Below are 21,419 nucleotides of genomic sequence, written 5' to 3'. Positions count from 1 at the left end.
GGAGGAAGATCACAACAGATTCGCTGAAGCGGACCGGCTGGAAGCCGGTGGCTTCGATCCATTAGGTGGAAAGTGAAGCGCGTTGAGCTCATGATTGCCCATGATGGCCTGGGCGCGCCCAGCATCCATCAGTTCGCGCACAATCTTAATGACCGCACCATTTTCAGGGCCGCGATCGATGAAGTCCCCCAGGAACACGATCTGACGGTCGGGCTCGGGATGCAGCCATGTCGTTCCGTTCCGCCGCCAGCCCAGATTCTGCAGCGCAAGGCGCAGCTTCTCTGCCTGGCCATGGATATCGGGAATAATGTCAGTAATGCTCACGCACTTGCTCTCCTCGGTTTCATAAGCGAACGGCTGCGCGGGTGTTGCGACAACACGCCTGGCGTCGCAGCTTTTCGCCATTCATTTTGGTTATTCGCGAACTAGGACTTCCAACTCAGCCCTGTCGATCCAGTGGATTGCCACGTAAGGTTTGATTCCCTCGGCCTGCTCCGCGAGAACCTCTCGATAAGCATCTAGCTGCGCAAAGTAGCCTGCAAAGCTTCCCACACCGCTTTTGTGGTCCAAGATCAAACACTTCCCTTCGCCCGTCGCCAGTAGGTCAACGACCCCGTTGAATTCAGCACCTGATGCTTCACGCCTCTGGATCGGCACTTCACACTCGATCTGCGTATAGCCTTCGGCGGTCAGCCATTCTTTGAGGGCGCGCGCCTGTGCCTGCAACACGTCCAGCGTCGCCTCGTCAAAGCCCGTGGCCGCTGACAGACGCGGACGCAGATCCGGGCGCATCAAGAGAACGCGCATTGCCCTGTGAAGGACAGTACCACGTTCGCTGGCGGTTGCCACAAGAGAGACAGCCTGCGGCGGTACTTCCAGCTGAACGATACGTGTCTGAACTTCAGGCAGCGGTTCCTGCACGATTGAAGAAGGTCGGACGCGCCATGCCGTCTGCTGCGTCTCGAGCATCGACCGCAGCTCACCAAAGGCCAGTCTTTCCGACGCCTCTTGCACGCCGGACGCTTCCAGCGTGCCTGGAGCCTCAGCGCTGCAATTCAAAGTGCGCGCGGGGAAACTGGAACCGCCGATTTTAAGGCTGCCGCCCTCCAGCTCCACGCCCGCCTCCAACACCAACATTTCGGCGTGGTTCGCAGGCCCGCCGCTCTCGCCAAGCTTTTTAAGCGCAAAATCTGGCCACTCAAGGATCAAACGATCGCGCCCACGTGTCAGTGCCACATAAAGCAGACGGCGCGCATCTGCCTCAGACGCCGCTCGGCGATCGGCAATGAAGGCGTCTTTCTTTTCCTTGATTGGCAGGTCGGGTGTCCAGATCAGGAGCGCCCGTTCCAGGATGGCGCTGAGATCGCTGAAATCTGTGAATTCTGCGCGCAAGGTGCCGGGCTTTTCACCAATCTTATTATCGAGACCAACAACCGCGGTGATCGGCCATTCTCGCCCTTTCGAGGCATGCCAGGTGACGATCTCAACCCCCTGCCCGGCGCTTTGGCCGGGGTCAGGGTGGCGGTCGAAGTCACGTTCCTGGCGACGCGCTTCAAGCCAGCCCAGAAAAACCTGCGCACTCGCGCCATGGAAGCCAGCTGCTGCCTTGAAGTCACGATGGGCCGAGACAAATTCGGTGACCTCCGCGGAGAGCCGCATGAGATCTGCATGGGCTTGCGCGGCCTCCGGCATTCGCGCAGCCCAGTCGAGGATACCCGCAGCGCTAAGCACCCGCGGAAGCAGGGTTTCCAGCGGTATGGCGGGGGCAGTCTCAGCCAAGGCCCGCAGGTCGGCCAGTTCGGCACAAGCTTCCAATTCACCATCGGCAAGCAGGCTCATCGCCTGCTGAAGAGGCATGGAGGATGGGCCAAGTGTCAGGATCGCGAGTGCCGCATGGCGATCTGTAGGATCGACCGCGAAGGCCAGCGCGTTGCGCGCCGCCATAACGGCGGGCGAGTCCAGCCATCCTGTTTCACTTATCCGAACCGGGACACCTTGGCGCTTGAGCGCCGTTGCATAGCGTGCGGCCATCGAATGGGTCGGCGCGAGAATGGCAATGTCCCGCGGCTCGACCGGCCGGAATGTCGGCGCCTTGGGATTACTCTCCCGCTCCACTACTGGCCCAGCCTCATCTAGGATATCGGCAATGCGTGCGGCCACATGCTCCTCCGGGCGAGATTTCTTTGATCGACGCCCTTCTGGAATGCGCAGGATTTCTGCGAAGGTCTCTCCAGTTTCCGGACGCTGCGGCTCCAGGGGAACATAAGCCTCACCGAACAGCCCCGCCGAAATCGCATTCACCATCTGCATCAGCCGAGGATCGGAACGCCAGTTGCCCGTGAGGGGCGAGGCTGCGTCCGGGTTCTGCCGCTCGAGCGCCTCGCTCAAGCGCGGGTCTGCCCCTTGGAAGCCCATGATCGACTGTTTGGTGTCGCCCACGATCAGCACGCGCTTGGCGGATTGCGCGATGCGCCACAGCAGCGCGAACTGGACCGGGTTCGTGTCCTGGAACTCGTCGATGATGACGCAATCTACTTCGGACAAAAGCGCGTCGAGGATTTCCGGGCGCGTCCGCAGAAGGCGCTCGGCATCGCAGATCATGTCGGCATAGTCGATGACACCCGCTTCGCGCTTCATATCAGCATATTTCGACATCACTTCCTGGGCGCCATGGATCAGCGCCGTAAGATGCGCGCAGGCATCCTCCAAAGGACCGGGGTGGACCACGATATCCGCGGCCGCCGCGATCACTTCGTCAGACAAGACATCATAGCCATCCGGTGTGGGCGCCCCTTGAACCGATTGACGCAACCCACTCAAGGCTTTCCAAAGCCGCCAATCCCGGCGCAACTCGCCAGGTCGCTGAGCGCGCTTCATGTTGCGGTAGTCTTTTCCGAACGCTGTGCGCGCTGCGTCCGACGTAGCATGGGCGGTAAGATCGTTAGGGAATGCCGTAAGCAGGGCGTCGATCGCCGTCAGCAATCGCGCTTCCAAGGGCGCCCCGTCTGGCTCGACCCGACCGTAGAGCCCGCGCAGGCGGGCGACCGCCCCATCCGCAAGTTGCGGATCCTCTCCATTGTCGCCGAGCCACCTCAGAAGATCAATCGTGGTCAGGATTCTGCCGCGGAAACTATCTTCCTGGCTCTCATTCGAGACAAAACTCGACCGGTACCCAAAGCGCGGCAGGTCAGCTTTGACAGCCTCAAGAGACTGTGCGTGCGCCATAGCTTGCCGAATTAGGAGGTCGCGCTCTGCATCAGCCAACGCACGTGGCTGCGGTGAGGCTCCTGCGGCAAAAGCGTGTTCCGAAAGAATCCGCAATCCAAGCCCGTGAATAGTCGAAACGTAGGACTGCTCGACGGCTAATGCCTCCTCGACCATACCTTCGGCCAAAAGGCTCGACCGAATACGGCCGCGCAACTCTGCGGCGGCAGCTTCAGTGAATGTCACCGCCAAAATGCGATTTGGGGCGACGAGGTTGTCCTTAACCCATTTGGTGAGGTCCGATTTAATCCGGAAGGTTTTGCCCGAACCAGCCCCTGCGGGAACAATCGTCAGCATTTCAGTCATTGTGACCCTCCGTGGTATCAGCATTCTCCGCCTTGGGCGTCATGAAGCGCGAAACAAGCGGCGAAGCATCCAATGCATACGGCACAAGACTCGCTTCCTTCTCGAATTTTTGGCGATCTTCTTCCGTATTGAGGCGAATCAAACCTTCGCGCACATCAGAAAGTCGCTTGGTCAACAAGTCCATGGCTTGCGCAGAAATCTCACCCTCTACGACGGTGACGATGCCGTCGGCTGGCTTAAGGCCTTCAAGCAAAACGCCTTGGTCGTTGATCAGGTGGTAAGCGACTCCAATCTCGGGGGTGCCTGCCAAAGCCGCCTCGAGCACCTCGCCCGTCTTTTCAGGCCGTTTGAGCATTTCGCGGTAGAGGCCAAGCTGCAGATCCCAGCCCGCTTCAAGGCGTGCGCGGCGTTTGGGCGTACCACTTTTCTTGTGATCCACGACCAGGAGGCTGCCGTCTTCGAGTTGGAGAAGGCAATCAGCGCGTCCGCGCAGCAAGATACCCAGTGCCTCACCCTGCAGACCGATTTCATTGTCGATCACACGCGCGCCAAGGCCTTCGACTGTGTTCCGCCAGGCATGTGCGGCCGTACGGATATCACGAAGCAAGCCATCACGTTCGACGGCCCAGATCGAGCGCTGCAGATATGGCGCATATTTACGGATGGCCGAGGAGAGTAACTCCGGCACCTCAGCATCGATCTGGTTGTGATCTGGCAACGGCGCATCCTTGGGAAACAGAAACTCCAGCACGTCATGCGCGATGGTTCCTGCAACCATGACGTTAAGCCCATCCGGCGCCCATGTCACAGGTTCCGCCCCGAACTCGGACAAGCTCCAGGCCAGAGGACTGACCATAAGCGTTTCAAGTCGACTAGGCGACTGGGGGCGCATCCGCCCATCATCGGCAAGGCGGCGGCGGAGCAGATCGCGATCCAAGCGCAAGATGCCATCTTTCGGCACGGCGCTGGGCTGCGCATCTGTGGCCGTCTCGACAACCCGATGCGCAAATGGCCAGCGCTCGCGCGGGACAGCACGCAGATCGTGGATCAACGCCTCAGCATCCTCGCTGCCCTTTTCATCATTCCCCACGGTGCGCGCCACCAGCGACAGGGCAGCCGCCGGAGCCTGACGGCTGCCATTCGGCGCGAAGACGGGGCGCAAGAGGGTCAAGGATTCCGAGGCGCATAGGAACTGGCGGCGGAGCTTCTCGAGGCGCCGCGCCAGAGCATCGCCGCGCGTTTCGACATGGAGCCCGGTTTTTTCGCGCAGTAGCCTAAGTTCGCCATCGAGAAAGAGCGGCGACGCGGAAACCGCACGCGGCCAGCGATTGCCGCTCATGCCCATGGCAATAAGGTGTCGCGCCGGGCGCCACGGCATCGAACCTTCCGTGAACACGCTCACGCCCTCGACAAAAGCCTCCGAGGGGGAAGGCTTGGGCATGGCGGGTGTCGCAACTCGGTAGAGGGCGCTCCAATCCAGCGAGCGGCTCTGAGACAGCGCAGCCCGCATCATTCCCATCTTCACGCGAAATGCAGCAACAGCCTCGCGCTGATCAGCCGCTTCACTCAAGAGCTGGGCAGCCTGCTCGAGGGCTTGCAGGATTCCGTCTGGTGTCTGCGCAATATTGCTCCGCACCAGTTTGTAGAACCGCTGCGCGCGCCCGGTCAGTGACTTGGCAGAAAATGGCTCGAACCGGCCCTGCATGACCTCGCGAGAGAGCTGCAGCCCCGTCTCGGACGACCATGGCATCAAAGGCGAAATATAGAGACTGGCAAGCGCCATGGCCGGTGCCGGGGACTGAAAACACAAGAGCAGCTGAAGGAGTGTTTCACCTGCGATATCGCGGCGCTCGGGCTGTATGGGCAAACCCGAGAGCGGAAGCCCCGCAGCATCGAAGGCGCGCCTAAGCTGTGCAAAATACCCGACCTCGTCGGGCACCAGCAGACCGATCTCGTGAGGTGAGGCGCCTTGATCGACCAAGCGCTGGGCCCGTGCCGCCGCGAAATCAGCCTCCTCTGCCTCATCACGCAGCGCGAAGAACGCCAAGCTGTCATCCAGTGGCGCGGATTGGATAGACGCGCCTGTCAAACCCTGCTGCACGCGCCACAAGCTCGTGCCTTCAGCCGCGCCAGTCATCAGAGGCGCGCGGAGCGCGGCCCATTCATTCTGGAACGCTGCGTCGGCGCTCCCGTGATGATCCAGCAAATGCGCATGCAGGCGGCGCTCGATGGGTGTCGCGAAGCCACATGCATCAGCGCTCACCAACGGAAGCGGTTCAAGCGCGTCGCCAGATGCGCAGGCAAGCACATGGGCGTAAACCTGCAGATCTTCAGGCAGCGCCCCTGGGGCATTACGCCAGAGATCACACAGCGCTGCGAGGTGTTTGTAAAGGCGGCTTTCGCGTTCGAGCGGCCCGAGGTCGACCTCATCCGGGCTCAGGCCCTGGGTCGCCACCGCGAGGCTTCGCAAGGCAGCTGAAACAGCAGCAGCTGTTTCAAGTGGTGCAACGCTCATGCTGGCTGACCAAGGGAACGCCTCGTCTGCCAGAACTGCGTTCAGGTCAACGGCCTGCGGGCGTGGCGCGAGATAGGCTTCAGCGAGAAGGTCGGACGTGATGGTCCGAAACGCGCCCATTCCAGCATGAACCGTCACTAGTGGCTCAAGACCATTCATTCTTACCTCCCCGCCGCTATCGGCATTGACCCATGTTTGCTCATAGCCAACCAGAGTGGAACGGTACGATCAAGCCAAGGCCCCAGACTGATCAGTGAATCGAAACGATACGTAGACCCTAATACCCTGCACACACGTAATGTTTCTAGGATAAAGCTAAGTTACAACTCCGCCTTGAAGCGGATACGTCCGATACTGACCATGTTGATGCTTTCTTAACTGTTTCATTGATAGGCAGGAAAACACATATCCATCACCTCTCAAGTGTTCGCGTCCCCACTGTGCAAATATTTGGACGGATTTCGGAAGAAATCGTAGAGGTCTTTCGGCGCGAAGCTATCTTTGACCAAATCCACCTCTTCAGCCACCCCAGAACGAAGCCTGACTTTGGGTAACGCCAACCTAGGCTGATCGGCCAGAAAAACCCGAGCGGACCAACCTCTTGGCGCGAAATTTCGGTTCACCAAGCGACCGTAAGCCAACGCTGTAATCCCATCACACCCCCTAACCTGATTTCTATAGCCACCGACCAGCTTGGCGGAATCCTTAGGGTCCAAATAGTGTTCCTCTAAAAATACTAGAATATCTTGCAGAACCTGCAGCTGTTCTGGGCCATAAGCGTGCAGCTGAGCGTGCAAATCGTCTAGCGTGCCCTCATCATAATCTTTGAAGCGCATGCTCATCAGCTCGGTAATGCTATTAGGTTCTTCCGCATTGTCACTGGGCTTTGCCGCCACCTCTGGAAAGACCGCCCGGTTGAGCGTTGGCTGCAGTTTTGCGCATAAAGCTTCCTCCTCTGCTGAATAAAGCGAAACCTCTTGCCCGAACAGACTTTGCGTATTAGCCACACGCGCCCAAACAGAAACGCTGACCCCATTCACCGACAAAACCTCACTTAAAAACTTTGCGTTCTTTTGTCCTGTTTTGCTGTTCACGAAGCCATTTTGATGCTGCCCAATACGACGCTCCACGCCTTTGCCTGCTTTTCCTACATACAAGACCTCTGCGTCCTTTTGGTCGCCATGCTCGGCAAGCCAAACATATACACTTGCTGCTTTGGGAGCACTTATTCCTTGCAGACGCTCGAAGGCAGGATGAGCCTGCTCGTCTAACTGGATCACATGGGTCTTCTTAAAATCCAACTCTTGGAGGTCTTTGGCGGGTACACGCATAGTTCATTCCCTTGCTTGATTGTCTATTTAGGCCACGATCTTACACTTTATTCATACGCAACTTTTCTTATTCGCGCACCAAAACACCCCATAATTGAAAGTGGCGGCACGTCGCAGTGGCAGGTTTTGGCAAAGCCTGTTCGTAACAATATCCTTCCTGCTCCATGGCCTTGGAGATCTTGTAGTGACCGCGAATACCAACTGCTTGGCGTGCACCTGCCCAGTTCGCGCATGTTGCACATATCGAATATTTAGAAGGGTAGTTCGACATCAGGTATTCTCCTTTTATCGTTTGATTGCTGCGTCATAGGTTAAGTTCACGCGGTAGCTGCGCTCGAACATTTCAGCCCAAGCTACCTGAGGGACCGCCGCCGCACCTGCGTCCAAGCATAAGCGTTTATGGCTGCCTAACTTATCCGCCCGCCGCGTAAATTCAGATAGTTGGATTGGGGTGTCAGTGACTGGAGTGTGGCCGTGCACAACTATGCATGGCCTTCCTGTCGGAGACCGCCAGCCATCAGTCCAATCAAGGAAGGGCTCGCGTATCCAAGCCCAATGCTCTCCACACCAATCTCCAAATTTTGGTTTTGACAGGAAGGCATCTGCGGACTGAGACGGATCTAAACCGCCATGAACAAACACGACATCACCTTGCTGATGGTATGACGGGCTCGCATCAATTGCGCGTAGAAAACTTTGCCCAATCGCGTCTTCCGCCATTTTAGCAAGATCTTCCAACAGGCGCGCAGAATGTCCCGGGAACGCCTCTTCGACCACCCGTTCACCACCATTGTCCAACCAGTCAGGCAAATACTCCATCGGACTATCGATGCCATCGACTAACATGAGTTCATGGTTGCCAGGTAAAAAAACAACCGAGTCGACTGCGGCGGTGGTGCGCGCATCCATGACCAGCTCGACCGACCTAATACTCTTCGGCCCACGGTCGATAATATCACCGAGGAATATTAACTTCCGCTCCTGGCAAATTCTGGGCGTTTTTGCCACTTGCTGGAGCACACTCCCCAAAACATCCGCTTGGCCATGAATATCGCCAATAACGAATGTCTGGCTGGAACCCGCATTCACCGGTAGCAAGAACCAGTCCGAAAGCTGATGCTGAATTTGCGTCATATCAGGGTCCTCAACCACATGTCTGAGACAAAATATAAAACACAGACGTGACAATAGTGGACACCCCGTCCACCAACACCTCAAAGGCTGACACGTCCACTTTTGGCACCCTTGCTCATTAAGTTGTCCAAAGATCACAGGGATCAAGCACAGGAAATATTAGCAAGGGCTAGACAACCATTTTGCTGGCAATAAAGATTTTAGCACAATCAGCCGTCTTCCTGGGCAGTACCGGCACGCTAAACAACAGGGGGACTCCAAATTGGAATTGATGCTATCGCTCCTTACAATAACGCTGATAATCATCGCGATATTTTTGTTCTTCAAAGGCTGTATTCAAACCTTTCAGCGCTGCTGGTGGCTGGCTTTGTTGAGTATCGTACTTGTGGTTCCGATCCCCGCATGGACCTGCTGGGCATTGGTCGAAGCATTTCTACCAACACCTGAGGGCAGCACTGATTTTGTGGAACTATTGGGCAAACAGGGAGACTAAAAATGGCTTTGTGTCCATTCTGCTTTGACACAGACAAATCTTTTTTTGCAACTAAATGCCCCAGTTGTAATAGCTGGGTTCCGTTCACATTGCAGATCTTCTGGAGCCTGACATCAAGTGTCGCCATTATAGTAGCATCTATTTGGGTTATGGGCTGGGGACTTCCCTTGTTTTTCGACTTGATAATTTGGCTACTCGATTGATCGCCAGCTCATTTGCATCATCGTTAAACGGTCTTTGCGGGCAGTCACAAAAAACGAATCAAAAAAGTAGTTGACATCGCTGCAACAAACAGCTTATACAGTCAATCCGAAAACGACACACACAACGCGTCTTTTAGTGCGACGCGTCGTAACCCCTATATATCCCTCAACATCGCATAGCATTCGCTGTGCCTGCATCTTTGTTGCTGTTGTTAGTTGCGTCAACTGCGCTGCTACACCCTTTTGTGTAGCAGCGTTTTTTTACCTTTAAGTAAGTGACGCTGTTTTACGTACAGCATCGAGCCGACCGCACAGAAACAATCGAGAAAGGAAACTGATGCTTCACTTCGAAAAATTGATAAATACCCCTACCGCCTTTGACGCCCGCCAACGCGAAGCCATGCTGGAAAATGCTCAGCACATCGCACAACAAGCTGCCCATCCATTACAGGAAAAAGCCGCTCTAGTGGTTAAATCGCTAAGTGCAGCTGAACATATACTTCCGCCCGAGCAGGACCTTATAAGGATTGGTAAAATCCAGTGGGACCGGAAGACAGCGCGCAAAAAGCGCTTCCGCGGATTTGCAGATCAACAGCTCGTTGCCACCATCGTGCGCTTGACGCCAAAACAGTTCCACATCGAACTCCCCGCCCGCACAATGACCGAAACATATACTTCTTTCACAGCTGCTCGCCTGGCCGCCGCACAAGCTGTTTTTTCCGAAATTCGGGCTGCTTAAGCACGCCCCAAACGTAATACATCCGGGAAAAGTCACGACCCGATGTCCAGTTATGTCACCCCGTACTGCTATGTTCCAAATTCCAGATGTTAAGGAGCACAAATGCCAAACACGCCCAAGCAATTGATCAGCCCCGCGTCAGAGCAGACGCATATGCAACAAGCCATTCAAGCACTGCACATGGCACAGATTACAGATGACTATCAAAAAGTCGTCTCGAAATTAGCAGGGGAACTTTATGATGACGTTTGCTTGGTTTTTCCCGGGCACTTGCAAATGCTTTACCTGCTGACACATGTGCGTCGCCGCCAAGTATGGAATGCAGTCATTGCCGCCGACGAAACACAAGAAATTTTGGGGCATGATAAAAAAGGGATTGTTGCGCTGCGCCATGCCCTGCTGAAGCAAAAGTCAACGCAGTTGCTGCAAGATGCCTATGGTGAAGTGCCTAACAGCTTTGAAGCGCTGCTCGGGCGGCTGGGAAATGTGGCACAGCACTATGACACTTACCGCGACCTCTTTGAGCTCGCACGTAACGGGGACCCAAAACTGCGCAAGCAGCTACTGCAAGAAAAACCGCTGAAAGCAGAGTTGGTGAAACGCCTTGCAGGACTGCCTGCGCGCTTGCGGAGTGTAAAATTTGCAAAAGGGTTTGAGTGTGAAACACAAATAAAGCGGTTTGTAGACTTTTTGGGTGCTTGGGAAGATATGGACATGCCCGAAAAAGCCGAGCTGGACGAGAGGCTTTACAAAGCCATACACCATGGAGGCGGGGTGTCCGAGGCCATACGCCAGATTTACATTCGGCTCCCGTTTCCGGAGCAAACAGTCCCAAACTGTGAAAAGGTAAAGTTTTTAGAAAATGGCTGTGCACTTGAGGATGCCGCAAAGCGGTACGACAACTGCTTGGCAACGCTGGTGCCGCAGGCGGTGCGCGGGGAAACGCAGTTTTACGAGTGGAAGGGCCGTGCACATGCGATAGTGGCGATAAAAAAGAAACGGGGGCATTGGGAGATTGATGAAATAAAGCTGCGGAAAAACCGGGAGCCAGCTCCTGAGTTTGCTGACACGATACAGCGGCACTTTAAACAGTATGGTGTGGGGGAGCACATACAATTCAGTCAACTTATTGAGAAGTTTCTTTCGCCTTCGGCGTTCGAATTTGACGAGTGTGATTTGTTCGATCCGGATGCGCAGGTTGATTTTGAATACCTGCTCAATGCGGCATAACGTTGTGCTCCTCACCATCGTGAATCTGTGCGTTTCACGATGGTGAGCTCACCTGCGTCAGATCAGAGATGATGTCCTGCACCAGGCCCTGAAGGCGCTCAGGGCCGACCCAAGTCAACTGTTCACTCCACCTTACACATTCATAGGCCACCTCCCGGATGCTTTCACACCGGAAAGAGACTTCAATTTCCCCAGTATCGAGGTGCTTCATCGTTTGTGTGGGGTGAAACTGATAATTGGACAACTCGTAATCCATGCCAGGCTGAAACCGCAAAACCCACGTCTCAAAGATACCATCATGGAATGCGCCGAAGGATTGGGAAACATACGCCTTAACATCAAAATCAGCCGCCACTGCAGGAACCGCTAAAATTTCCAAATCAGACACGCCCGTCAAAGCATAGTTTCTGGTTTGCGCAACAGCCTCATCGCGCGCGATAAGATATGTTCTTGGGCCAACCGTTAAAACGTAGGGTGAGACAGTTTTCTGAGACGTCTTGCGACCGCGCACATCCGTATATTGAAACCGAACTTGGTTGGAGGTGGTTATGGCTTGCAACAGCTTGGTTCGGATTCCGGGGTCAAACGACGATTTCGGGCCTGGTCGCAAAGCAATTTCGATACTGTCGTCAAGCACCTCAAGATCTGGATCCAGACGCATCATGGAAGAGCGATCCAAACCTGCCTGCAAAGTTTCTCGCAAGCCTTCCAGGGTTTCTGCATAACTTGCATGGCCCTGAGCTTTCATAAATCCAGCAATCGCAGTGAGACTGGCAAGCTGCTCGGCGTTTACGGGCGGGATCCGTGTTCGCGGCGATGGTAGGTACCAGTGCTTGGCGTTCGTATCTTCATCGATGTGATAACTTAGGTCGGGCTCGATGTCCTGAAGAGCAGAAATATACCGCTGCGTGGTCCGATGGCTCCATTCCATCCGTTCCTGAATGTCCGACAATGACAAGCCAAACGCCTTCTCTGAAGCAAGAAGCTGGATCAATCGCAGCATGTCTTTGGCTGGTCTTTGTCGGTCAGCGGCAGCCATTTTTCGGTCCATCCTAGCTTGGGAGTTCAGTCTAAAGCCTAGCGGCCACGACCATAAGTGTCACCCCTTTGATCTATGTTTAACCCATCAACAGAAAGGATCCAGCTTGAACAATCCCGCCCATGTCGAATTTCGCCATCTTGAGTCTACGCTTTGCGACGAAAACCCCAAGGCGTACCACGATGCCCTAACGCGTGCCGAAGACTTCGTTCCGATCTGCCGCGCTACTGCTGATGATGTATGGAAGGATTTATGGCCGCAGCCACTATATGCCAATGCAAGTCAGCCTGTCGCACAGAAGTGGCGTGAAATTCTCGCCCCCATTATGAATGGTGCCTGGCGGTCTTGGGGCGTCGATCCCAGTGTTTTTCAAATTCATCACATTGCCCCTGGGATTAGCAATAAATGCTTTAAGGTCGAAGGCGAGCAAGCAGGCCGCATTCGAGAAACCAGCAGCATTTCCCTGCATCGGCTTTACAAAATCCAATCTGCGGCATCGGTCTTGCGAAGCCGTGCCGCAATTGCAGCCTATCCTTTCGATGACGTTATTCTGCAAAACTTCAAAGGGGTTGAGGGGCACCTCCAGTCTTTGCAAGAAGAGTTTGGCCAAGGCTGGGGTCTCGTTCCAATTCTGAACTTTCTGGCGGAGTTTGGGGAATCCGTTCGGCCCAACAATCACTTACTGCGCACACTGAACCACTTACGTCCTGGACGTGGCTTACCAGTAGATCATCACTTGACCAGCAAACAGGCTGCAAAGCTTAACCACCATGTCTGGTTGTTAATACTGGACATGGGTCATTCCCAGGTCACGCCGCACGAGGTCAGACGCATGGACCACCTTCTTTGTGAAATCTCAAAATGTGGGCTCATAGGGGAACAGGCGGAGACCGCCGTGCCCTGTTCGACATTTGGGTAAACAGGCTTCCCAGACAAAGCCCTTCCAAGGTGAAATAAGTTCGCCTTAAATCAGTACGAACGAGGAAAAACATCATGGATTTACAAAATTGGAGCAGGCAACAAATTACCAATTTGATTGCCAACTACGAAAGACTGGACCGGACAGAGGGCGGCCCTTTCACAAAAGCGCAAGCTATGCTGGAGTTAGAGCGTCGTGACGGTGGAGACTTCGATGGCCGTGACGTCACGCAATCCATTCTTGAAATCCGCGACAAGGCACTCAGTGGCAGCGTTCGCTACCTCGATATATGGTCGCACTACTTTCCAGATCAGCCTTGGCAAGGCAATCACTCCGGTCGGATTGTTGGGAAAGCTCTGCACGCTGCGGCATATTACTGTGCAGCAAATAATCTCCCCATTGTGACCGCACTTGTTACCCAAGCCAATGGTCACGTGACGGATCAGGCAAAACATAACATGTTTGAAGCAGCGCAAAACTGGGGCATTGCTAAAGGCGCGAATGCGGACGAATTTTACGAAATCAACATCGCGGCTTTACGCGGTCTCGGCCAAGAGGAGCTTCCTTAAAACCATGCAATGGGTAGGTCCACAAAAACGCGACACGCTTTTTCAAGGTATAGCCAGCGGCGACCAGTATGGCGGGCCAACGAAAATGGCGCAAATCCTGTACGAGAGCATCGAGGCCAAGAAGCGATTGAGTGTGCAGGATGTCACTTCTCGCTATTTGGATTGGTGGAAAACGGATGCGTTCGATACAGGGCCAGTGTTTGATGCCGTCTTTGCAAAAATCAACGAAGGTCCGTGGCGAGCCGCCGCAGCTTTCCAAGTCCACTTAGAGCTTAACGGTGAAACGGCAGGCTGCAACCCAGTACACCGCATTGCGCCACTTGCCCTATTTAGGTTCGTTTCATTTAACGCCCTGGGCTCTATCGCACGCAAAGAGGCCCGCATCACCCACTGGCACGAGATTGCAGGCGATATGTCAGCTGTTATGGCGTATTTATGTTGGTGCCTTCTGGAAGAGCAATCGTGGGAAGACGCCAAGAGTATGACTGCCGCAATGGAGCCCGAAGCTTGGGACCTGATCGAACAAGCGAAAATTTCTAAAGATGGCTACGCTCCGAATGTCATGCGCACAGCGATAGAATTTCTCGATCAGCCAAACAGCCTTGAACGAGCCTTCGAGTTCGCAGGATTTGGGAACTACTGTCCCGTCATCGTAGGCACGCTTGATGCGCTCAGAAACCAACAAGCGCCTACAAAAATTTAGGCCTGCAGTAATCAATCCGGTGGTGGTTCGGCACCAATCATAACCTATGCACAGACGAATACGTCCGATACTGACGTACCCACGAGCTAATATCAAAATGAAATGAGACCAGAAGGATTCGCGATTGGCTAGAACGAGCATCACCCACCCCCTGCGCATTGATGACCTGGCCCTCGGAAACGGCCGACTGGGAATCACGTTTTGTCCCGGCAAGAAGGGCGACAGTGTCTTTGGCGCCGCATGGGATCGAGACATTGAGCTCGACCTGGACGCGGTCAATGGATGGGGAGCCAACGCCGTCTTGACCCTGATCGAAGACCACGAGTTCAAGATGCTGGGCGTGCCCGAGCTCGGTGAGGCGGTGAAGGCGCGCGGCATCGACTGGTTCCACTTTCCGATCCGGGATCTGGACACCCCGACAGACGACGACATGGGCACATGGGCTGCGATTTCGGCTCAGTTGCACGCCACATTGGAGCGCGGCGGCCGCGTCCTCGTTCATTGCCGCGGCGGCCTGGGCCGAGCCGGTACGATCGCTGCCTTAATGCTAATCGAACGCGGATGGTCCGGCGATCAAGCGATCGGCGACGTGCGCGCCGTTCGCCCCGGTGCAATCGAAACCAAAGAGCAGGAACGCTGGCTGACACGTCGCGCTCACCATGACGGACTACCGGGCTTTCGGCTTCATGCGAGTCTTCTCGGGGGCGCCTATGGCGACAGCCTCGGTGCCGAGATTGAATTTCTCTCGCTCGATGCAATCAGGCGCAAGTTTCCAGACGGGATTTCAGACTTGCCCCCGCACCAGGGCCTGCGGGGCGCGATCACCGATGACACCCAGATGACGCTGTTTACCGCCGAGGGGCTCATTCGGGCTTATGTTCGCGGTGCTCTGAAGGGGATCTGTCATCCACCCTCTGTGGTGCATCACGCCCTTCTCCGCTGGTATCGCACGCAGGGTGGCAAGCCCCGTGTTGAAACGGACAATGTTGGCCTGATCACCGATCGGCGGCTCTGGGCGCGTCGCGCCCCTGGCCTGACGTGCCTATCGTCCCTCGGTGATGGCCGCGGCCTCGGATCACTGGCCAAGAATGACAGCAAGGGCTGCGGCACAATCATGCGCGTGGCGCCGGTGGCCATGATGGCGCCGCGCGATCAAGTACGATCCATTGCGATCGACACCTCTGCACTGACGCATGGACATCCCACCGGCCAGTTGGCCGCCGCAGCCTGGGCCGAGATGTTGGCCGATGTCGCGAATGGGGCAGAGCTGGAAGAAACTGCGGCAGCAATGGCTACTGAGTACGAACGGCTGGAGAACGGGCATGAAACCGGGCGCGCAATCCGCAAGGCGCTGGACGCCACTCGAGATGGATCCCCCGAGACGATCGAAGGCCTGGGCGGCGGCTGGACCGCCGAGGAAGCGCTGTCGATCGCGCTTTATGCCTGCCTTGCTGGAAAGACATTCGATGACGCGCTTCAGATCGCCGTGTTCCACAGCGGCGACAGCGACTCGACCGGGGCCATCGCCGGTAACATGATGGGGCTAATCGATCCTTTGGCCGCCCTTCACCATCGTTGGGCATCAGTGATCGAAGGCACTGACGTTATCACACGGCTCGTAGGCGATTACGTACGGCTGACACATGAACCGGATGGTGCCGATCAACTGGCGAGGGCCTATCCCTGGGCGTGAGCGGTCACAAAGAGGCTGCGCCGAAAAGAAATATGAAACCACGAATGGAGAGACTGCACATATGAGCAAAGGACGCAAACGTCGCTATGAAGAGGAACGCAAAGCAAGGAAATGGGTTTTAGTTTATTTTGATACCTACAGCTTCGACGAGCCCGCGATCGTCTCCGACCCAATGCCTTACCAGCAAGCCCTACGGGCACTTAACAAGGCGCGCGAGCAGGAAGGGCCAAACGGCTTCGACCACTTCGAAGTCCGGCAGGTCGCTGTCACGCAGGAACCAAAATGTTGATCGCGGACTGTAAGGGCTGTCGCTATCTTCACTGGGCCGTTGGTGTCGGCCTAGGTGTCCGCTGCACACATCCGGATCACCGCATTGACGCAAAACCACCGATGCCCCTGATTTCGGCGATCACCGGTTGCCAACTGTACAAAGCACGAGAACCTTCGCAAAAAAACTGGCGTGCCAACAAACAAGGATTGAGGGATGGAAAAGAACGAAAAACCAAAGGCATCAGCATCTCGAAAGGGCGAAGGCGAAGCCCTTCAGCATCTAGGACGAGAATTGCATGCTGCACTCTTCCCCGAAGAGTATGACCATGTGTACGACAGCGTCTCCGAAGCCAAAGATCGCCAACGAGGCATAAACCCCATGAAAGCTGAGCACGTGGAAAAGACGAACACGCTGCGAGCGCAACTCGGGTTCACGCCGTTCAACGTGGGCCCTGATGCTCACAACGATGACACTTATGGATGGGTTAAGGAAAAATTACGGCAGGGAGAAGAAGCTGAGCTGCGGGAAATCATGGCGATCCGAGCCCACGAGGCATTGGAAGCCGAACACAGACGAGAACAAGCACGACAGCAGTTGCAGACCCCCTCTTGGCTAGACCAAAAGATCGACGACATGCTTTTGGGCGAAAAATTTATCTATCGTGGACAGGGCAGATCAGATCCGCAAGTAATCGCGTTTCGCATCTTGGGCGAGCTTTTCAACGTGAACCGTTCCGGGGACAACGAACCTGAATTTTTCAGACAAATCAGGCGTCTTCTGCCCGGTCGATCTGAAGCAGAATATCAAGCCCTTCACCGCCACGCGATGAATGAGTGGATGGAAGTCTATGGTTATTGATGCGGCCAAGATCAGTCACCACGACATCGCAGACCGCATTCGGCCTTTCATTGAAGGCACAAACGTCGATCGCATCTACTACTGTCATGGGTTCGCGTCACACTTCGACGCCAATAAAGACAAGGTGCGCGCGTTGAGTCCCGCCGCAATCGTCGACGGGAATACGGTCGATTACACGCGCCCACCACATAAGGTTTTCGAATCCTTTCAGAAAGCCATGTCCGCACGCAGGAATTACCTGGTCGTTGGCACAAGCATGGGTGGCTTCTTTGCCGCCTGGCTCGGAACTGAACTTGGCTTACCGTATGTGGCCATAAACCCGGCTGTTACCCCTTCACATTCGCTCCAAAAATATATTGGCGAGGGTGGAACACACTACCGGACGCGGTTCACCCTACGAGAAGATACTGTCGAGGCCTATAACGCCCTCTCGTTTCGAATGGATGGCCAAGGGCTCGTTGCCCTCGACATGGGCGACAACGTCATCGACCCGCAAGGAACCCTGCAAATCGTTGGGGATACTTTGCCCATTGTGACCTTTCCGGGCGGCTCTCACCGGTTTGATCACATGCACAAGCTGGCAGCCGTGATCCGCTCGATGTTTTTTAGACCGCCAAGCGGAATGCACGGGTCGTCAGCTTGAGGACGGTTCCCCCCAACTTGCCCGTGAGGCTGAGGCCCACGCGGGCAGACGACAGGCCTCTCAATGCTTATTTCTGGATTCGTCGATCGAAGAGAGCACACGTGCCAACCGATCTGCCATGAGGCCCGCTGATCTGGGTGAACTTGAGATGCGGCGCAGCTCCTGCAGCGCCCAGTCAGAAGCGCCAATGCGCCCCGCGGCAACCATCAAGTGCTCGACAGCTTCATCAATGTCTAACGGCGACGGTTCATAACCGCGGCCCTGAACGAGATGCCGGACCGCGCAAAAGGCAACCTGTGCGGCAAAATCGGGCTCCTTGAGTTTCAGGTCGCGGGCCGCGCGGATCAAGGTTGCCGGTGCCGCGTCATGGTGAGCGGCGCAATCCAGCGCGATATCAAGGAACCTTGCCGTCTTTGCGGCGGCAAACCATTTTCCCTTTGATTCATGAGCAGCGATCAAATCCTCAAGGATCATCCGGGCGTCGAGGTCTGGGTAGCGCTTCACCAGATCACGCCAGATGGCAAGATAGGTATTACCCGAGGCCGTGGGCAGACCAAATCGACGATAGGCATGCTCCGCACGGCCTTGGCGGACTAGGATGTGTTCACAAAACCGGGCAATGTCTCGACGCCCCCAAGGTTGGCGGTCATCGGCAAGAAGCGCTTCTGCGTAGGCCAAGGCTTCATCCTCACGCCCTTGACGCAACAAGGCCTCAGCGCCGAACTTTTCGTCAAACCAGAGATGGGTCTTCTTGATCGCCAGCAAATCGAGAAGCTCAGCGAAGCGCCCTGCCTCAAGCAAGCAGGACAGCGTCAAAGTTGCGGTCGGAACATGTGCATAACGTACGTGATCGGACCATGCGGCCTGGATGAGATCGAGATCACGATCTGCATGCAGGTTCATCAAAGCCGGGAAGGCCGCGATTTCACCAAATCGATCCGCGATCGGTGCGAGGTAATCAACACCGTCATCGAGGATCGCCTCACGCAGAAGCTCCAGCCATTTCCCCCGAGTGTCCTCTTCAGTAGGTGCATCGATCAAGATTGGCACAAGTTCATCAAGCGTCCGGCGGACCGCTGTGCCGAGCGCTCCGGAGGATGTGTCAATATGCTCAAAAGCGGGCCAAATGCGCTGGGCCAGCGCAATGACGCCCTCAGCGGCGATCACAGGTTCCGAGCGGGCCACCGCTCGGATTTCGGCGCTGGCGGACTTTAGCCTGTCGATAGCCTTTGCCGAGGAGCGCCAGCTGTAAGCACCAGCACGCATGCCGGATTTGAACGCCCATTTATGTGCGGGACGCCGAGCCACAATTATTGTCCTCGTGATGATGTTCGCTGAACCCAGTTGGAACCAGCGTAGCCGACAACATGTACGAAAACCGTTCGCGTGGCATCATCGACCGTGAAGGCGACAACTGCCTTCCTGCCTGCAGGAATGGCGCGAAGGCCCGGAGCTATCTCCGCTCGGATGCTGCCCTTGTGCGGCGTGTCCGCGAGGCTCAATACGACTTCCTCAATCTCAGCCAATCGACGCTCTGCCGCTTGCGGCCCCGCGTAGCTGGCGATCATTTCCGCAATCGATTTCAGGTCGTCGCCGGCAGCCGGGTGGAACCGGATACGATATTTCATCTTGCGCGCGGCGCTCAGATGGCTCGACGCGCTGCAGCAAAAACAGGCGCAGGGTCGACATATTCATCGCGCGAGGTTTGCATCCGCGCCCGAATTTCATTGGCCATGCCATCAAGTAGGATAGCCCGCTCCTCTTCATCACGGATCATCTGCTCAAGCGCTGCGGCAACAGCCGCACTCTGTGAGGCAAATACGCCCTCACCGACTTTCTCAGTCAAGAAGCGATGGTGGCGGTCGGTAAAGCTCAGGGTGGTTTTGTGGGTCATCATTTGCCTCCAGTATGACTAAGTAGTCTACGCGGACATAACTAAGTTTTCAACAGATGGCGCACCGTGCCTCTGCCCACTGATCGATCTGTTATAAGGAAATTTTTTCGCGGTCACCACAGCAGATCACCCGCCGCCCTTTCAACCGCCTTGGGCGTTTCTGCTCAGGGGATTAACGGAAGCGGACACCTCGAATCGGGCACGGCCTGCGGAGAATAGCCCTCGATTCTCCGCAATTTATGCGGCGTATTTCCTTGCGCCTGCGGAGAATACAGCGCACAATCGTCGCGTATTATGCGGAGTTTGCGATGTATATCTGGGAGCAACCTGACTGGCCAAACCTAACCTGGCAGGATGCGGGCATTTCAACTCCTCTCGCGGCAGTTCGCCACGACCAAGGACGATTGATCGGGCGAATGGAAGCGCTGGGCTTCAAACTGCGCGAGGAAGCCGTCCTTCAGACGCTAACTCAGGACGTCGTTAAAACAAGCGAAATCGAAGGCGAACAGCTCGACGCGACTCAGGTGCGATCATCACTCGCACGGCGGCTTGGTATCGATATTGGCGCCCTGCCTCCGACCGATCGCAACGTCGAAGGGATCGTTGAGGTGATGCTGGACGCAACGCGGAACTATCAGGCCGCACTCACTGACGAGCGCCTTTTCGGATGGCATGCCGCGTTGTTCCCCACCGGACGCAGCGGCATGACTAAGATCATCGTTGGAGGATGGCGCGATGACAGTACTGGCCCGATGCAGGTGATTTCGGGGCCTTACGGTAAGGAGAGGGTTCACTACTCGGCCCCGCCTGCACCAAGGGTTACCGCCGAGATGAAGGCCTTCCTCACATGGTTCAACGCGCCCCTGACCACTGATCCGGTCATCAAGGCTGCGCTGGCGCATTTGTGGTTCGTGACCATTCACCCATTCGAGGATGGCAACGGCCGCATTGCCCGCGCCATCGCTGATCTAGCGCTTGCCCGGTCAGAGGAGAGCCCGCAGCGATTTTACAGTATGTCGGCGCAGATTAGAGCCGAGCGGAAAACTTATTACGATCAGCTGGAGCGCACGCAGAAGGGCGCTACCGACGTAACGTCGTGGATGTTGTGGTTTATCGATTGTCTTAGCCGCGCGATACACGGAGCTGATGAGGTCCTAGCAGCGATCGTTGCCAAGGGGCAATTCTGGGAGCGTGCTGGGGCGTTCGCACTGAACGAACGCCAAATCAAAGTGTTGAACCGACTGCTCGACGGGTTCGAGGGCAAAATGACATCATCGAAGTGGGCAGCGATCGCCAAGTGCTCGCAGGATTCAGCGACCCGCGACATTGCCGCACTGCTGGACCTAGGGCTACTTCGGAAAGGAGAAGGTGGCGGGCGGAGCACACACTACGAGCTGGTGCTGTGACCCACTTGGGTACGATTATGAGAGAGGCCGCAGGGGGACTCGAAAAATGTTGACCAGGTGTTGACCAGAAACCGCATGCGAAATTCCCCAGCGTTTTACTAGGGAACTAAGCGTTTGATTTATTTGGAAGATTTGGTTGCGGGAGTAGGATTTGAACCTACGACCTTCAGGTTATGAGCCTGACGAGCTACCGGACTGCTCCATCCCGC

Annotated in this window: 20 protein-coding genes; 10 read left to right on the top strand and 10 right to left on the bottom strand. The window is 55.8% G+C overall.

Translation table 11 applies throughout. From position 1 onward, the window contains the following. Nucleotides 1-9: 9 nt before the first annotated feature. The 6 genes from HAT86_RS15065 to HAT86_RS15040 all read right to left on the bottom strand — a co-directional run bounded on the left by HAT86_RS15065 (nucleotide 10) and on the right by HAT86_RS15040 (nucleotide 8,550). Entirely contained in the window at nucleotides 10-324 is a 315-nt protein-coding gene (locus tag HAT86_RS15065) for a metallophosphoesterase (protein WP_331272564.1), read from the bottom strand. A 90-nt stretch (nucleotides 325-414) separates the two neighbouring features. Continuing rightward, nucleotides 415-3,570 carry a UvrD-helicase domain-containing protein gene (locus HAT86_RS15060; RefSeq protein WP_167199703.1) on the bottom strand — a complete coding sequence of 1,052 codons (3,156 nt, stop codon included), beginning with the start codon at nucleotides 3,568-3,570 and terminating at the stop codon, nucleotides 415-417. Beyond that, nucleotides 3,563-6,244 carry a PD-(D/E)XK nuclease family protein gene (locus HAT86_RS15055; RefSeq protein WP_167199700.1) on the bottom strand — a complete coding sequence of 894 codons (2,682 nt, stop codon included), beginning with the start codon at nucleotides 6,242-6,244 and terminating at the stop codon, nucleotides 3,563-3,565. Before HAT86_RS15055 ends, HAT86_RS15060 begins: the two co-directional genes overlap by 8 nt. Nucleotides 6,245-6,504: 260 nt before the next feature. Continuing rightward, on the bottom strand, nucleotides 6,505-7,416 hold the full coding sequence (locus HAT86_RS15050) for a GIY-YIG nuclease family protein (RefSeq protein WP_167199696.1): 912 nt from the start codon (nucleotides 7,414-7,416) through the stop codon (nucleotides 6,505-6,507). 67 nt (nucleotides 7,417-7,483) lie between these two features. Continuing rightward, on the bottom strand, nucleotides 7,484-7,687 hold the full coding sequence (locus HAT86_RS15045; protein WP_167199694.1) for a hypothetical protein: 204 nt from the start codon (nucleotides 7,685-7,687) through the stop codon (nucleotides 7,484-7,486). 14 nt (nucleotides 7,688-7,701) lie between these two features. Further along, nucleotides 7,702-8,550, bottom strand: coding sequence for a metallophosphoesterase (locus HAT86_RS15040; protein ID WP_167199691.1), 849 nt, complete (start codon nucleotides 8,548-8,550; stop codon nucleotides 7,702-7,704). 1,033 nt (nucleotides 8,551-9,583) lie between these two features. Between HAT86_RS15040 and HAT86_RS15035 the strand changes: the two genes are divergently transcribed. Both HAT86_RS15035 and HAT86_RS15030 read left to right on the top strand, forming a co-directional pair. Next, nucleotides 9,584-9,985: a hypothetical protein gene (locus HAT86_RS15035; protein ID WP_167199688.1), complete on the top strand. Its 402-nt coding sequence runs from the start codon at nucleotides 9,584-9,586 to the stop codon at nucleotides 9,983-9,985. 102 nt (nucleotides 9,986-10,087) lie between these two features. Further along, complete coding sequence (locus HAT86_RS15030; protein ID WP_167199685.1) at nucleotides 10,088-11,215, top strand: hypothetical protein; 1,128 nt, start codon at nucleotides 10,088-10,090, stop codon at nucleotides 11,213-11,215. Nucleotides 11,216-11,249: 34 nt separating this feature from the next. On the opposite strand, the gene HAT86_RS15025 is transcribed toward HAT86_RS15030, so the two are convergent. Next, on the bottom strand, nucleotides 11,250-12,254 hold the full coding sequence (locus tag HAT86_RS15025; RefSeq protein WP_167199682.1) for a helix-turn-helix transcriptional regulator: 1,005 nt from the start codon (nucleotides 12,252-12,254) through the stop codon (nucleotides 11,250-11,252). 106 nt (nucleotides 12,255-12,360) lie between these two features. On the opposite strand from HAT86_RS15025, the gene HAT86_RS15020 reads away from it, so the two are divergent. The 7 genes from HAT86_RS15020 to HAT86_RS14990 all read left to right on the top strand — a co-directional run bounded on the left by HAT86_RS15020 (nucleotide 12,361) and on the right by HAT86_RS14990 (nucleotide 17,910). Beyond that, on the top strand, nucleotides 12,361-13,173 hold the full coding sequence (locus tag HAT86_RS15020; RefSeq protein WP_167199679.1) for a hypothetical protein: 813 nt from the start codon (nucleotides 12,361-12,363) through the stop codon (nucleotides 13,171-13,173). Between the two features lie 74 nt (nucleotides 13,174-13,247). After that, complete coding sequence (locus HAT86_RS15015; protein WP_167199676.1) at nucleotides 13,248-13,742, top strand: hypothetical protein; 495 nt, start codon at nucleotides 13,248-13,250, stop codon at nucleotides 13,740-13,742. 4 nt (nucleotides 13,743-13,746) lie between these two features. Then, nucleotides 13,747-14,445: an ADP-ribosylglycohydrolase family protein gene (locus HAT86_RS15010; RefSeq protein WP_167199673.1), complete on the top strand. Its 699-nt coding sequence runs from the start codon at nucleotides 13,747-13,749 to the stop codon at nucleotides 14,443-14,445. Nucleotides 14,446-14,569: 124 nt separating this feature from the next. Further along, nucleotides 14,570-16,138, top strand: coding sequence for an ADP-ribosylglycohydrolase family protein (locus tag HAT86_RS15005; protein ID WP_167199670.1), 1,569 nt, complete (start codon nucleotides 14,570-14,572; stop codon nucleotides 16,136-16,138). Nucleotides 16,139-16,199: 61 nt separating this feature from the next. Then, on the top strand, nucleotides 16,200-16,427 hold the full coding sequence (locus tag HAT86_RS15000) for a hypothetical protein (protein ID WP_167199667.1): 228 nt from the start codon (nucleotides 16,200-16,202) through the stop codon (nucleotides 16,425-16,427). Between the two features lie 195 nt (nucleotides 16,428-16,622). Further along, nucleotides 16,623-17,267, top strand: coding sequence for a hypothetical protein (locus HAT86_RS14995; protein WP_167199665.1), 645 nt, complete (start codon nucleotides 16,623-16,625; stop codon nucleotides 17,265-17,267). Further along, nucleotides 17,239-17,910 carry a YqiA/YcfP family alpha/beta fold hydrolase gene (locus HAT86_RS14990; protein ID WP_167199662.1) on the top strand — a complete coding sequence of 224 codons (672 nt, stop codon included), beginning with the start codon at nucleotides 17,239-17,241 and terminating at the stop codon, nucleotides 17,908-17,910. Before HAT86_RS14995 ends, HAT86_RS14990 begins: the two co-directional genes overlap by 29 nt. A 60-nt stretch (nucleotides 17,911-17,970) precedes the next feature. On the opposite strand, the gene HAT86_RS14985 is transcribed toward HAT86_RS14990, so the two are convergent. Genes HAT86_RS14985 through HAT86_RS14975 form a run of 3 tightly spaced genes read right to left on the bottom strand, consistent with a single transcriptional unit; the run spans nucleotide 17,971 to nucleotide 19,804 of the window. Next, on the bottom strand, nucleotides 17,971-19,218 hold the full coding sequence (locus HAT86_RS14985; RefSeq protein ID WP_167199659.1) for a hypothetical protein: 1,248 nt from the start codon (nucleotides 19,216-19,218) through the stop codon (nucleotides 17,971-17,973). Between the two features lie 2 nt (nucleotides 19,219-19,220). Further along, the gene (locus HAT86_RS14980; protein WP_167199656.1) at nucleotides 19,221-19,538 is read right to left on the bottom strand and encodes a type II toxin-antitoxin system RelE/ParE family toxin; all 318 of its coding nucleotides are present in this window, start codon (nucleotides 19,536-19,538) and stop codon (nucleotides 19,221-19,223) included. 14 nt (nucleotides 19,539-19,552) lie between these two features. Beyond that, the gene (locus tag HAT86_RS14975; protein ID WP_167199653.1) at nucleotides 19,553-19,804 is read right to left on the bottom strand and encodes a hypothetical protein; all 252 of its coding nucleotides are present in this window, start codon (nucleotides 19,802-19,804) and stop codon (nucleotides 19,553-19,555) included. 308 nt (nucleotides 19,805-20,112) lie between these two features. Here HAT86_RS14975 and HAT86_RS14970 point away from each other — a divergent pair, with 308 nt between their 5' ends. After that, nucleotides 20,113-21,210, top strand: coding sequence for a Fic family protein (locus HAT86_RS14970; protein ID WP_167199650.1), 1,098 nt, complete (start codon nucleotides 20,113-20,115; stop codon nucleotides 21,208-21,210). The last annotated feature ends 209 nt before the right edge of the window (nucleotides 21,211-21,419 follow it).

Origin of the sequence: Roseovarius gahaiensis (assembly GCF_011601345.1) — a bacterium.
Lineage (GTDB): Bacteria > Pseudomonadota > Alphaproteobacteria > Rhodobacterales > Rhodobacteraceae > Roseovarius > Roseovarius gahaiensis.
This window is presented reverse-complemented; position numbering and strand designations above follow the sequence as displayed.

Excerpts from the sequence above, each read along its gene's own strand:
- HAT86_RS15000 (WP_167199667.1), top strand. The coding sequence starts at position 16,200 with ATGAGCAAAGGACGCAAACGTCGCTATGAAGAGGAACGCAAAGCAAGG.
- HAT86_RS15030 (WP_167199685.1), top strand. The coding sequence starts at position 10,088 with ATGCCAAACACGCCCAAGCAATTGATCAGCCCCGCGTCAGAGCAGACG.
- HAT86_RS15055 (WP_167199700.1), bottom strand. The coding sequence starts at position 6,244 with ATGAATGGTCTTGAGCCACTAGTGACGGTTCATGCTGGAATGGGCGCG.
- HAT86_RS15025 (WP_167199682.1), bottom strand. The coding sequence starts at position 12,254 with ATGGCTGCCGCTGACCGACAAAGACCAGCCAAAGACATGCTGCGATTG.
- HAT86_RS15010 (WP_167199673.1), top strand. The coding sequence starts at position 13,747 with ATGCAATGGGTAGGTCCACAAAAACGCGACACGCTTTTTCAAGGTATA.
- HAT86_RS15060 (WP_167199703.1), bottom strand. The coding sequence starts at position 3,570 with ATGACTGAAATGCTGACGATTGTTCCCGCAGGGGCTGGTTCGGGCAAA.
- HAT86_RS15050 (WP_167199696.1), bottom strand. The coding sequence starts at position 7,416 with ATGCGTGTACCCGCCAAAGACCTCCAAGAGTTGGATTTTAAGAAGACC.
- HAT86_RS14970 (WP_167199650.1), top strand. The coding sequence starts at position 20,113 with ATGTATATCTGGGAGCAACCTGACTGGCCAAACCTAACCTGGCAGGAT.
- HAT86_RS15045 (WP_167199694.1), bottom strand. The coding sequence starts at position 7,687 with ATGTCGAACTACCCTTCTAAATATTCGATATGTGCAACATGCGCGAAC.
- HAT86_RS14995 (WP_167199665.1), top strand. The coding sequence starts at position 16,623 with ATGGAAAAGAACGAAAAACCAAAGGCATCAGCATCTCGAAAGGGCGAA.
- HAT86_RS15035 (WP_167199688.1), top strand. The coding sequence starts at position 9,584 with ATGCTTCACTTCGAAAAATTGATAAATACCCCTACCGCCTTTGACGCC.
- HAT86_RS14980 (WP_167199656.1), bottom strand. The coding sequence starts at position 19,538 with ATGAAATATCGTATCCGGTTCCACCCGGCTGCCGGCGACGACCTGAAA.
- HAT86_RS14990 (WP_167199662.1), top strand. The coding sequence starts at position 17,239 with ATGAGTGGATGGAAGTCTATGGTTATTGATGCGGCCAAGATCAGTCAC.
- HAT86_RS15040 (WP_167199691.1), bottom strand. The coding sequence starts at position 8,550 with ATGACGCAAATTCAGCATCAGCTTTCGGACTGGTTCTTGCTACCGGTG.
- HAT86_RS15015 (WP_167199676.1), top strand. The coding sequence starts at position 13,248 with ATGGATTTACAAAATTGGAGCAGGCAACAAATTACCAATTTGATTGCC.
- HAT86_RS14975 (WP_167199653.1), bottom strand. The coding sequence starts at position 19,804 with ATGACCCACAAAACCACCCTGAGCTTTACCGACCGCCACCATCGCTTC.